This window comes from Alkalihalobacillus sp. NPDC127517 (genome assembly GCF_050276055.1).
GTDB lineage: Bacteria > Bacillota > Bacilli > Bacillales > Bacillaceae_D > Alkalicoccobacillus.
The window spans coordinates 26,766-37,888 of record NZ_JBNNQX010000023.1; the positions used below are offsets into that span (position 1 = coordinate 26,766).

13 protein-coding genes and 1 riboswitch are annotated in these 11,123 nt (G+C 44.6%); of the genes, 12 read left to right on the plus strand and 1 reads right to left on the minus strand.

From position 1 onward, the window contains the following. The first annotated feature begins 65 nt into the window (after positions 1 to 65). From ACQKKO_RS20280 to spoIIQ, 5 genes are all read left to right on the plus strand, one after another. On the plus strand, positions 66 to 299 hold the full coding sequence (locus ACQKKO_RS20280) for a DUF1146 family protein (RefSeq protein ID WP_498650355.1): 234 nt from the start codon (positions 66 to 68) through the stop codon (positions 297 to 299). Positions 300 to 395: 96 nt separating this feature from the next. Beyond that, complete coding sequence (locus ACQKKO_RS20285; RefSeq protein ID WP_498650356.1) at positions 396 to 1,157, plus strand: YwmB family TATA-box binding protein; 762 nt, start codon at positions 396 to 398, stop codon at positions 1,155 to 1,157. A gap of 41 nt (positions 1,158 to 1,198) precedes the next feature. Next, positions 1,199 to 2,533 carry a UDP-N-acetylglucosamine 1-carboxyvinyltransferase gene (murA, locus tag ACQKKO_RS20290; RefSeq protein ID WP_498650358.1) on the plus strand — a complete coding sequence of 445 codons (1,335 nt, stop codon included), beginning with the start codon at positions 1,199 to 1,201 and terminating at the stop codon, positions 2,531 to 2,533. Between the two features lie 147 nt (positions 2,534 to 2,680). Next, complete coding sequence (spoIID, locus tag ACQKKO_RS20295) at positions 2,681 to 3,718, plus strand: stage II sporulation protein D (RefSeq protein ID WP_498650360.1); 1,038 nt, start codon at positions 2,681 to 2,683, stop codon at positions 3,716 to 3,718. A gap of 221 nt (positions 3,719 to 3,939) precedes the next feature. After that, positions 3,940 to 4,851 (plus strand): stage II sporulation protein SpoIIQ, encoded by a 912-nt coding sequence (gene spoIIQ / locus ACQKKO_RS20300; protein WP_498650361.1) that lies wholly within the window; start codon positions 3,940 to 3,942, stop codon positions 4,849 to 4,851. A 47-nt stretch (positions 4,852 to 4,898) separates the two neighbouring features. Here spoIIQ and ACQKKO_RS20305 read toward each other — a convergent pair whose 3' ends face one another. Next, positions 4,899 to 5,894: a nuclease-related domain-containing protein gene (locus tag ACQKKO_RS20305; RefSeq protein WP_498650363.1), complete on the minus strand. Its 996-nt coding sequence runs from the start codon at positions 5,892 to 5,894 to the stop codon at positions 4,899 to 4,901. Positions 5,895 to 6,481: 587 nt separating this feature from the next. After that, a riboswitch (guanidine-I (ykkC/yxkD leader) is annotated at positions 6,482 to 6,587 on the plus strand. A 66-nt stretch (positions 6,588 to 6,653) separates the two neighbouring features. Between ACQKKO_RS20305 and ACQKKO_RS20310 the strand changes: the two genes are divergently transcribed. The 7 genes from ACQKKO_RS20310 to ACQKKO_RS20340 all read left to right on the plus strand — a co-directional run bounded on the left by ACQKKO_RS20310 (position 6,654) and on the right by ACQKKO_RS20340 (position 11,007). After that, positions 6,654 to 7,004, plus strand: a complete 351-nt coding sequence (locus ACQKKO_RS20310) for a DMT family transporter (protein WP_498650365.1) — start codon at positions 6,654 to 6,656, stop codon at positions 7,002 to 7,004. Then, positions 6,991 to 7,305, plus strand: coding sequence for a DMT family transporter (locus tag ACQKKO_RS20315; RefSeq protein WP_498650366.1), 315 nt, complete (start codon positions 6,991 to 6,993; stop codon positions 7,303 to 7,305). Before ACQKKO_RS20310 ends, ACQKKO_RS20315 begins: the two co-directional genes overlap by 14 nt. A 138-nt stretch (positions 7,306 to 7,443) precedes the next feature. Then, entirely contained in the window at positions 7,444 to 7,731 is a 288-nt protein-coding gene (spoIIID, locus tag ACQKKO_RS20320) for a sporulation transcriptional regulator SpoIIID (protein WP_143846942.1), read from the plus strand. 224 nt (positions 7,732 to 7,955) lie between these two features. After that, the gene (locus ACQKKO_RS20325) at positions 7,956 to 8,960 is read left to right on the plus strand and encodes a rod shape-determining protein (protein WP_203087983.1); all 1,005 of its coding nucleotides are present in this window, start codon (positions 7,956 to 7,958) and stop codon (positions 8,958 to 8,960) included. Between the two features lie 18 nt (positions 8,961 to 8,978). Continuing rightward, positions 8,979 to 9,779, plus strand: a complete 801-nt coding sequence (locus ACQKKO_RS20330; RefSeq protein WP_498650369.1) for a flagellar hook-basal body protein — start codon at positions 8,979 to 8,981, stop codon at positions 9,777 to 9,779. 27 nt (positions 9,780 to 9,806) lie between these two features. Next, positions 9,807 to 10,619: a flagellar hook-basal body protein gene (locus ACQKKO_RS20335; RefSeq protein ID WP_498650371.1), complete on the plus strand. Its 813-nt coding sequence runs from the start codon at positions 9,807 to 9,809 to the stop codon at positions 10,617 to 10,619. A gap of 31 nt (positions 10,620 to 10,650) precedes the next feature. Further along, the gene (locus ACQKKO_RS20340) at positions 10,651 to 11,007 is read left to right on the plus strand and encodes a DNA-directed RNA polymerase subunit beta (RefSeq protein ID WP_498650372.1); all 357 of its coding nucleotides are present in this window, start codon (positions 10,651 to 10,653) and stop codon (positions 11,005 to 11,007) included. Positions 11,008 to 11,123: the final 116 nt, after the last annotated feature.

Here is an 11,123-nt window from a genome sequence, read left to right on the forward strand (position 1 = left end):
CTCTTTAACATGTACGGCAAATAATCTTACAGCGATTTGATCTGTAAGAAAAGGAGTTTTTAAAGGTGACTGATGGTTTTGGGCAGGACGCATTGATTCAGATTGTTGTGAATCTTTTGTTCCTGGGGCTATCCTGGTGGGCATTGCAAAGCTTTCGGTTTGATCTGTTTGTAAGGGAACCAAAAGGACCCCAAGCAATCATGCTCAGACTACTTACAGCCCTGGCACTTGCATACCTAGTAAGCCGCTTTTTTCTTGATTACCTTCAAGCATCCAGATTGCTCCAATATTTGTGGTAATGCTGTCGAAAGGTGACTCTAACTTCCATGTATGCTTAGCCTTGTATCGGTCAAACTGTTAGTAATAACAGTTTAAAGAAAAAGGGGCGGTTTTTCATGGGATGGATGAAAGGTCTGTTGAGCTTACTTATTATGTCTACTGCAGTGGTGTTTTATACAAAGTCGGACAATATGCAAGCTGAACGGGACATTCAACCAATCGAAACGCTCACAGAACTAGTTGAATACGATGAATTAGCTCTTAAAGAATGGCAGGTGCTTGCAAGGGACGTCCTAGGAACAATAGAATCAGAAAACATGTTCCAAGAACACGTACATAAGCTTCGTGATCAGCTTGAGGGCTGGAGTCAAACGTATTTTGATACTAGCGCAACAGAATGGACAGCTGAATTTCAATTGACTTCTGAAGGTGGAGTGACGGAATCCATACGTCTAATGGCGTACCCGGAAAACGGAACTCACACGCTTGCTTCTACGTACAAATTGGTCGGAACGAGTGCGTCTGATTGGGGTAGATACAAGTTGGAGGAGCAATTACAAGATCGCTTGCTGCTATTTTCAATGGACACGGCATCGCTTTTTACACAAGTACAAGGCACTCAGGATGCCCTTACTAACAACAATGATTCTCTATTGGATCAAGCTCATCTGTACATGGATAAACTTGATGCAAACGAGGTAGAAGCACTAACAGAAGAAACGTTTGTCTCGGTATCCGCATATACTACTGTGTGGAAGCACCAACTGAATACAGGGGACCAAACGATGAATGTCCAGATTGCTCTAAGAAGCGATGAAGCTTTGGGCGAAGGGACAACTGTGACAATAGGAACGCCTATTATTACGACTGAATATTGATGATATAGAAGAGACAAAAACTTGACGCGGAGGGGACTATGTTGGAAAAAATTATTGTCCGAGGTGGCAACAAGCTACACGGATCCGTCAAGGTAGAGGGCGCAAAGAACGCTGTATTACCTGTGATCGCTGCATCTATTTTAGCTGAAGAGGGCACAAGTGTGATTCATGAAGTGCCAGCACTAGCTGATGTATATACAATGAAAGAAGTATTAAAGAATTTAAACGCTGAAGTGACGTATGAGAATGGACAGTTTATCGTTGATGCAACAAAAGAACTCGCAACAGAAGCACCTTTTGAGTATGTTCGCAAAATGAGAGCATCATTCCTTGTAATGGGACCTCTTTTAGCGCGCGTTGGAAAAGCACGTATTGCTCTTCCAGGTGGTTGTGCGATTGGATCAAGACCAATTGATCAACATCTAAAAGGCTTTGAAGCAATGGGCGCAACGGTAGAAATCGGTAATGGATTTATTGAAGCAAGCATTGATGGCCGCTTACAGGGAGCTAAGATTTATCTTGATTTCCCGAGTGTAGGTGCCACTGAAAACATCATCATGGCTGCTGTACTAGCCGAAGGAACAACGATTCTTGAGAACGTAGCAGAAGAGCCTGAAATTGTTTGTCTTGCTAATTACCTTAATGCGATGGGTGCAAAGGTTCGTGGAGCTGGCACTGGAGTCATTCGTATTGATGGAGTAGACAAATTAACGGCCGCTGATCATACAGTGATTCCTGACCGTATTGAAGCAGGAACATTCATGGTTGCTGCAGCGATCACTCAAGGCGATGTAATCGTTGAAGGTGCTGTAGCAGAGCATTTACGTCCACTTATTGCAAAGATGGAAGAAATGGGCGTAGAGATTACAGAAGTAGAAAATGGACTACGTATTGTAGGACCTGAAAAGCTTAAAGCAGTAGATCTTAAAACAATGCCTCATCCTGGTTTCCCGACAGACATGCAAGCACAAATGATGGCTCTTCTTTTACAAGCAGAGGGTACAAGTGTCATTACTGAAACGGTATTCGAAAACCGTTTTATGCATGTTGAGGAATTCCGTCGTATGAACAGTAACATTAAGATCGAAGGACGCTCCGCTATTATCTCTGGACCAAACAATTTGCAAGGTGCTGAAGTTGCATCAACCGACTTACGTGCGGGTGCTGCGCTTGTTATTGCAGGATTGGTCTCAGAAGGAGTTACTCGAGTAACGGAACTTAAACATATTGACCGTGGATACGTGGACCTTGCAGGTAAGTTAGCTGCACTAGGTGGAGACGTTGAGCGAGTGGAAGAAGTGCAGGAAGTTGTCGAAGAAGAAGCAGTTGCACTTGAACAAACAGCATCATTAACACTTAATACGTCTACAAACTAGGTTATTGCCTAGGAAATGATACCAAACGACAGCATTTTATAGGGAATAGAGACATTCATTTCGGTGAATGTCTCTATTCTTTTCGTTCTACTTGTCTTTTAAACAACATACCTTTAAGAGTAGCGTTAGTTTAATGGCAATGGAGGGATGCGTTTGAAACGGTTTGCTTGGTCGTTTATCATTTTATTTGTCGCTGTATTGATAATCCCTTCTGTAATGGTAGCGTTTTTCTCAGGAGATGAGCCATCAATCAGCGCAGCAACAAAAGAAATAAAGGCATCGGGGGACGAAGCCGTGGATAAAGAAGCGGATGAAGTTGCTTCTACCATTGAAGTCGCAGTATTTCGAAGTAAGAAGAACGTGGTCGAGCAATTACCTTTAGAAGAATACGTCGCAGGAGTCGTATCATCCGAAATGTCACCATCTTTTGAGATGGAAGCGTTAAAAGCTCAGGCGCTTGCAGCAAGGACATATATTCTTAAACAAATTTTGAGTGGTGGAAGTGCAAAAGTCCCAGAGGGAGCAATTGTAACAGACACCATCACACATCAGGTGTATCAAGACCAAGACGAACTTCGTGAGAAATGGGGACAAGACTTCGAAACCTATAACAACCGAATCAAACAAGCAGTAAACGAGACGGCTGGAGAAATATTGACGTACGAAGACGAACCCATTTCCGCACAGTTTTTCTCAACGAGTAATGGATACACGGAGAACTCAGAGGACTATTATGAAAATGCATTTCCTTATCTACGAAGTGTAGAAAGCCCTTGGGACCAGGACTCCCCACGTTTTACAGCCAAAAAGGAAATAACGGACGCTGAATTTCAGCAAAAGTTAGAGGTCAGTCTGCCATCGGACGGCACCATTGCCCCAGTCACAGAACGAACAAACGGTGGAAGAGTGGCATCCGTGACAGTTGGCGATCAAACGCTCACTGGACGTGTTGTCCGTGAAGCACTTGGCCTCGACTCTTCTGACTTCACCTGGACACGCGCAAATGGAGTGGTCACCATTGAGACAAAAGGATGGGGACACGGCGTTGGAATGAGCCAATATGGCGCAGATGGTATGGCGAAGGACGGAAAAACCTACGATAAGATCGTTGAGCATTACTATCAAGGCATCGAAATCGCTGGAATCAATCATTTTGCAGAAAAAGTAACAGCCCGTTTAAAGTAATCCACAGGATAAAGTCTGGTTACTTAAGAGTTTTAAGTATCCGGGCTTTCTTTTCTGTGGATAAAGCTGCTAAAATGGGGAAAAGTCTGTGGATCTGTGAATAAGTCTGTTGATTACTAGATGGAGAAATAGCCCTGCTACGAAAAGAATCTCAAAAATTTTTTCACACCATGTATATATTTCTAGCAATCTGTTCAGAATGGTTGCTGAGGTGATGAGAAATGAAAGAAGATAACAATCGATCTTCTAATAACGAAAGCAAGTGGTCAAATGCACAACGAATCTTACGTAAACGCTGGGTTTTGCCAGCAGTCTATCTAGTAGCAGCAGCAGGTATTCTTAGCTCCGTCTTTTACTTCCAAGGTCAAAACTTAGGAACACCACTAGAGCAAGAGGGTACTGAAGAACCAACAAATGACGATTTTCAATTAGGCTTTGATCCACGTGATGAAGAAGCAGTTCCAGTTCAGTCATCAACAGAAGTCGTTGCACTACCAACTCTTGATGATTCAAAAGCAGAACTCATTGGTCACTTTTACGATGAATCTGCATCAGCAGAAGAGCAACAAGCATCTCTTGTGTACTACAGCAACACGTACCGCATGAACAAAGGGGTAGACTTTGGCGCAACATCTGAAGAAGGCTTTGATGTCATCGCATCCCTAAGTGGTAAAGTAACAAAAGCTGCACAGGATTCTACTCTTGGAAATGTCGTTGAAGTTACACACGATGATGGCTTCAAAACGCATTACAGCAGCTTAGCAACCCTTTCAGTTGAAGAAGGCGACACTGTTAACCAAGGCGATAAGCTAGGTGCAGCAGGTCGTAACGTTTATAACGAGCAAGCCGGCGTACACGTTCACTTTGAAATCCGTGACAGCGAAGGCGAAGCATTGAACCCAGAAGACTTCTTCGGTGAAAAGCTTGAGCAAGCAAAAGACTCAGAAGATGCCGAAGCAGAAGCTGAAAAAGAAACACCAGCACCTGAACAAGGTAAAGACGAAGACAGTGATAAAGAAAACGCTGATAAAGAAGATGACAAAGAAGACGCTGACAAGTCTAAAGACTCAGATGATAACGCAACGGATCATGACCAATCAGGCCTTGTACCAAGCGAATCTTCTAATACGTAAATCTCCCATAAATACCACTGTAATCCATAAGGGTTGCGGTGGTTTTTTTATGGAATGCTCAGTGGATACATTAATTCATAGCGCCTCGCGCGAAATGCTCCAACACGATGGAGGGAGAGCTTATTCACGAGATCATACGCCTGTTGCCGGTTTGCCGTCTGCAAAAATGTATGAATTTCACTTGTCGATACCCGGTGATTTAATAGAAGGAAATAATCTTCAAGAGCAGAAAGATGCGCATGCTTAGACGCAATCATACAATCCGGACAGAACCATTTCCCAACCACCACCCCTCGCGTAAGGGTCGGCCGCTGACATGATGGGCAATAAACCCCTGAAATAATAGTTCTAGCTGGAATTCGATAATCGTGAAGAACATCAGAACAAGCGGGTGGAACATGCTTGTGGACAAGCTGTTGAATAAGCTTATTGAGGCCACTGTCAGTCAGATAGTCTTTCGAATACGTAGATTGTAGACTCTCAAGCTTTGAAAGAAGCGCTGGAGCTGTAACAACTTGCTTAAGCAGTTGCACATTGTTTGGAGTGGAGACAATTTTCGTAGAAGGATCACTAAACACAACAAGCTTTGCAATTGGTAGAAGCGGCCAATTATGCGCAGTCAACCATTCTCGTAGCTGCAGCTTTTGCGCCTGGATTTGTAGAAGAGGATTTGTGAGAATTTCATCGTCATGCGTGGCAGACGTGCGGTAAACCTGATACGTATCCGGATCAAAATAAATTGACCCCGTATAATTCTTAACCTCCAGTATTGCGATAAACGACTTACTAACCAAAAGCGTATCAATCTGAAAATGTGCCCGATTCGTCCCAAGCAACCGAAGATCATGAAGCAAAAACAACTGAGGATCATTCAAAAAACTAAAATAATAATTAAGCGACTGCTCCCCCTGATACCCAACTTTACGTCGAATCAGCTCCTTCTTAATATTAGGCACCTTCTCATGCTGATTCGGAATACGCCGTAAAAGCGCCTCAAGCTGCGCAATCCTCAACGGACGCGTTCGTTCCTTAACAACAATCAAACCATCAGCTCCCTTCGCTATGTACTATTCTTTTTAAGATGATAAATTCCTTTAAAATAAGTGAGAAATTTCGTGGTGTGTGGAAGGAAATGTTAGACGAGACGGATTAGCAAGAAGAACGAGCCAAAAACCAAGAACTTCCATTGACATAAGGAAAAAAATGAACATTTTTTATTTTAGTAAGAACTTCTGTGGAACAGCAAGAAGAATGGCAGAAAGACCAAGAACCCAGGCTCCTTACCAAGAAGAACGCAAAATTCACCAAGAAAAAGCGGGGGTCCAACCAAGAAGAGAGGGCTGATAGCAAGGAGCGTGGGGGAGTTATCAAGAACGACACCTCAATACCAAGGAGAAAATGCTCAGTACCAAGCCCCGAACCACTTAAACCAAGAAGAACGAGCCCAAAACCAAGAACCCCCACTCACATAAGGATAAAAATGAACATTTTTCATTTAAGTAAGAACTTCCGGTGGAACACCAAGAAGAACCGCACCAATACCAAGCCCGTTCCCCTCCACACCAAGTCCGTCCCCCTCCCAACCCCAACCCATTGATCTCCCGGCCATCCTACGTTATAATAGCCTGATATATAAGCCCCCTAGGGTTCCGCTGTTGCCACTTGTGCAACGGGTCTGGTCCGAGAGGGGGCGCGCAGCTTAGGCTGTGACACGGAGGGATAAAAGCCCGGGAGATGATTAGCACACGTTAGATGTGCGGATCTTCCGGGCTTTTTCGTGTGTGGAGAGAGGAGAGAGTAAGATGAGGAATTGGATGTTGTTAATCATCGGAGCCATGTTTGAGGTGGGCTGGGTGATGGGATTAAATAAGGCGTCGTCAGTGCTTGAGTGGGGGCTTACGATTGTTGCGATCGCATGTAGTTTTGTACTGCTGATTCAGGCGACGAAGGTACTTCCGGTGGCGACGGCGTATGCGGTGTTTGTGGGGCTGGGGACGGTTGGCTCTGTTGCGGTGGATACGCTGGTATTTACACAGCCGCTGCCTGCGCTTAAATTATTGTTTATTATCACTCTTTTAATTGGGGTGGTTGGGCTAAAGATGGTGACAAAAGAGGCCGATACAGGGAGTGTGAGCGAATATGGTATGGATTAGTTTGATATTGGCTGGTTTGTGTGAGTTGTTTGGTGTAACGATGATGAACCAGTTAAAGAGTAAGCCAGGCCCGAAGCCGATCATCGGTCTGATACTTGGGTTTGCGGCTAGTTTTGCATTATTGTCTTATGCGATGAATTCGCTCCCGATGGGGACTGTGTATGCGGTCTGGACTGGGATTGGAGCGTTTGGCGGAGCTTTGATCGGAATGTTTTTTTACGGGGAATCTCGTGATTGGAAACGAGTTCTGTTCATAACGGTTATTCTAGTTTCTGTTATAGGTCTGAAGTCTGTAAGCTAAATATGATACACGTCATGCTTCTGTTGTAAGCTCGTACATGTAGAAACCGCGCTCGTCCTTATAATAAGGTGGTATATCTATATCCACTCCCTAATAAACTGTACCAATCACCAACACAGAATTAGGGAGGCGAGTCGTGTGCATGATTACATCAAAGAGCGAACTATCAAGATAGGCAGGTACATTGTTGAGACTCGAAAAACGGTGAGGACGATCGCAAAAGAGTTTGGAGTCTCAAAAAGTACTGTACACAAGGATCTCACGGAGCGTCTGCCCGAAATTAATGCGGAGCTGGCAAATGAGGTGAAAGACATCCTGGAGTATCACAAATCGATTCGCCATTTGCGCGGTGGGGAAGCGACGAAAGTGAAGTATCGGAAGACTGTAGATGTATCGGACCATTTAATTGTAAAATCTCGTCAATAAATTTCCCCAAAATCATCCCTAATCAAACATTATATGATAAAATCTACAATTAGGTATATAGGCCTGTCAATCTGGACTCGAGCACATTTTGAGTACCGCCCCACGACTATGCATGTTTGCAACTTTGTAAGGGTGACTCAGTCGGATGCTGGTAAGAAGAGACGATAGCCTTTAGAAAATTGTAAATGATGACATAATGTTCGAATTATAGGGAGGAACGAATCATGTTTGGTCGAGATATTGGTATTGATTTAGGAACGGCAAACGTACTTATTTTTGTAAAGGGAAGTGGAATTGTCCTTGATGAGCCATCTGTTGTGGCTATGGAAACCTCCTCGAAAAGCGTATTAGCTGTAGGTGAGGAAGCATATCGGATGGTAGGACGTACTCCTGGGAATATTGTGGCGATCCGCCCAATGCAAGACGGTGTCATTGCTGATTTTGATTTAACTGAATCGATGCTGAAGCATTTTCTAGATAAGATTAAAGTAAGAAGCATGTTCTCTAAGCCTCGTATTTTAATCTGTTGCCCAACCAACATTACATCTGTTGAGCAAAAGGCGATCCGACAAGCGGCTGAGCGTAGCGGCGGGAAGGATGTCTATCTGGAAGAAGAGCCTAAGGTCGCAGCAATTGGCGCTGGTATGGATATTTTTCAACCTAGTGGAAACATGGTCATTGATATAGGCGGTGGAACAACGGATGTTGCTGTTCTTTCAATGGGTGATATCGTCACCGCCTCATCTATAAAAGTCGCTGGGGACCGTTTTGATTCTGAAATTTTAACGTACATTAAAAAGCAGTACAAGCTGTTAATAGGTGTGCGTACAGCTGAGAATATTAAGAAAACCGTAGCCACCGTATTCCCAGGCGGACGTCAAGAGGAACTCGAGATTCGCGGGCGTGACCTTGTTAGTGGTCTTCCGAGAACCATTACAGTACGTACGGAAGAGATCCAAGGAGCCCTTACTGAATCAGCTTCTTACATTGTACAAGCTGCAAAAGAAGTACTTGAAAAAACACCACCTGAGTTATCTGCAGATATCATCGATCGCGGTGTTATCTTAACAGGTGGAGGAGCCCTTTTACACGGAATTGATGAACTACTTGCTGAAGAGCTAAAAGTACCAGTTCTTGTGGCGGAAGATCCAATGCATTGCGTAGCAAAGGGTACAGGATTAATTTTAGAGAACCTAGATAAAATGAGTAAGAAACGAGCTCGCGTCTAATCTGAGAGGAGAGTTGTCATGCTACGTGGTTTATACGGAGCAGCAGCCGGAATGCTGACTCAGCAACAACGTCAGGAAATGCTAACAAATAATTTAGCCAATGCCCAAACGCCAGGATACAAAGCAGATCAAGCAAGTATACGCTCGTTTCCGGAGATGCTTTTAGAAGCACGAAATGTCAATTCAGTAACGGGGAGAGGGTACCAGATTGGTTCACTTTCCACGGGTACCTATATGCAGGAGGCGACTCCGAACTTTATTCAGGGGTCTCTTGTGGAAACGGGAAATGGCACGGACTTTGCGTTACTTGATGGCGTGCTTCCAGAGGGTGATGCGGGTGCGCGGCCTATGCTTTTCTTTACGGTGCAAGGGGATGACGGGACACCTCGTTATACGCGTAATGGCCAATTTGCGGTTAGTGATTCTGGACAATTAGTTACAACAGAAGGCTTTCCCGTATTAAACGCAGCAGGACAAACAATTCAGGTGGAGAACGAGGAATTCGTAATGAATGAGCAAGGAGCCATCACAAGCTCTGAGGGTGCGAACCTTGGTCAAATTGGCATTGCCTATGCCGAAGATGCACAAGCCCTTGTAAAAGAAGGAAATGGCCTCTTACGTGCAGATCAAGAGCTGCCAGCGAGTGACTTTGATTTTCAAATTCGCCAACGCTTTGTGGAGCAGTCGAATGTAGACTCTAACCAGACGATGGCGGATATGATGAGCGCGATGCGTACATTTGAAGCCAATCAAAAAGTATTGCAGGCGTACGATCAAAGCTTAGATAAAGCAGTGAATGAAGTAGGCAGAATTGGCTAACACCAAGGCTCATAAAGGAGATTGTTCATGAATATTTCATCCAACATTGCATCAGTCACAATGGGACAGCTTCAAAGCAAGCTTGATACAATTTCAAACAACGTGTCAAATAGCGAAACGACAGGATATAAACGAAGAGATGTCAGCTTTTCTGATTTATTAAACCAGGAATACACGAACCAACCAACGGAGGGCAACCGATTAACCCCTCCTGGCCTACGTGTTGGTTCAGGTGCAAAAATTGCCCAGACCCGTCTATCTAATGACCCAGGCATTGCGATGCAAACTGGACGAATGCTTGATTTTGCGCTTACAAACGGCTATCATTTCTTTCAGGTGGAGAGAAATGATAATGGGAATCCCGAAACAAGATTAACCCGCGAAGGAGCTTTCTTTTTAACGGAAAACCCAAACAATGATCAAGAGCTAGTTCTTGCAAACGAAAATGGCTTTTACCTACTGGATAATAACGGTGAGCGAATGACGGCTCCCTACACATTTGAATCGCTACAAATGAATTCAAATGGGCAGCTTGAAGCCATCCTTCAAGACGGGACAACAGCCGCCATTGGAGAAATCGGATTAGTTGAGGTAGAAAAGCCTCAGCTGCTTGAAGCTGCAGGTAATACCGATTTCCTCATGCCTGACGGAGACAACCGAATGCAACTCATTGCAGCCTCGGACCAGCTCATCCAACAAGGAGCCCTTGAAGGATCAAACGTCGACATGGCAAAAGAAATGAGTGACCTGATGCTGACACAGCGTCACTATCAACTAAATGCTCGTTCCCTATCCATCGCTGACGAAATGGCAGGCCTCGTTAACGGTATCCGTCGCTAATTGCAAACGTTGCTCGACTGGAGAGAGATACATGAACAAGAACCAAGAAAAGCCTCAGAAGTCCGAAAAGAAGACAACTGGAGCGCCCAAAAAACAAACCAAAGCCAAAACCATTACACGGGCGGAAATTCGCGAAGCCAAAGCTAAGAAGAAAGCTGAACAAAAAGCTGAGCAGAAGGCCGAAAAACCAACCCGCGTAAAAAAAGGCCGGATCCGCGTCCTGCCCATTTGGCTGCGACTATATATCATCCTCACCCTCATCGGTGCCTCCCTCTTCCTCGGAATGATGGTAGGCTACGGCACCATCGGAGGACAGGACCCCTCCGAAGTATTCAAGCTCGAAACATGGTATCACATCGTCGACTTGATGAAGGGTGTAGAAGACTAACGCGTGCGTTAGTCTTTTTTGGTGTGTGCGCCCAGCATGGGTGATAACTTGGTGGTGAAAGTCCACTACAGGCTTGGCAGTAGGAACTGTTAGCTGACGGCAAGGGTGTCCATCGC

Excerpts from the sequence above, each read along its gene's own strand:
- ACQKKO_RS20330 (WP_498650369.1), top strand. The coding sequence starts at position 8,979 with ATGCTACGTGGTTTATACGGAGCAGCAGCCGGAATGCTGACTCAGCAA.
- ACQKKO_RS20335 (WP_498650371.1), top strand. The coding sequence starts at position 9,807 with ATGAATATTTCATCCAACATTGCATCAGTCACAATGGGACAGCTTCAA.
- ACQKKO_RS20315 (WP_498650366.1), top strand. The coding sequence starts at position 6,991 with ATGGTATGGATTAGTTTGATATTGGCTGGTTTGTGTGAGTTGTTTGGT.
- ACQKKO_RS20285 (WP_498650356.1), top strand. The coding sequence starts at position 396 with ATGGGATGGATGAAAGGTCTGTTGAGCTTACTTATTATGTCTACTGCA.
- ACQKKO_RS20340 (WP_498650372.1), top strand. The coding sequence starts at position 10,651 with ATGAACAAGAACCAAGAAAAGCCTCAGAAGTCCGAAAAGAAGACAACT.
- ACQKKO_RS20325 (WP_203087983.1), top strand. The coding sequence starts at position 7,956 with ATGTTTGGTCGAGATATTGGTATTGATTTAGGAACGGCAAACGTACTT.
- spoIIQ (WP_498650361.1), top strand. The coding sequence starts at position 3,940 with ATGAAAGAAGATAACAATCGATCTTCTAATAACGAAAGCAAGTGGTCA.
- spoIID (WP_498650360.1), top strand. The coding sequence starts at position 2,681 with ATGCGTTTGAAACGGTTTGCTTGGTCGTTTATCATTTTATTTGTCGCT.
- ACQKKO_RS20310 (WP_498650365.1), top strand. The coding sequence starts at position 6,654 with ATGAGGAATTGGATGTTGTTAATCATCGGAGCCATGTTTGAGGTGGGC.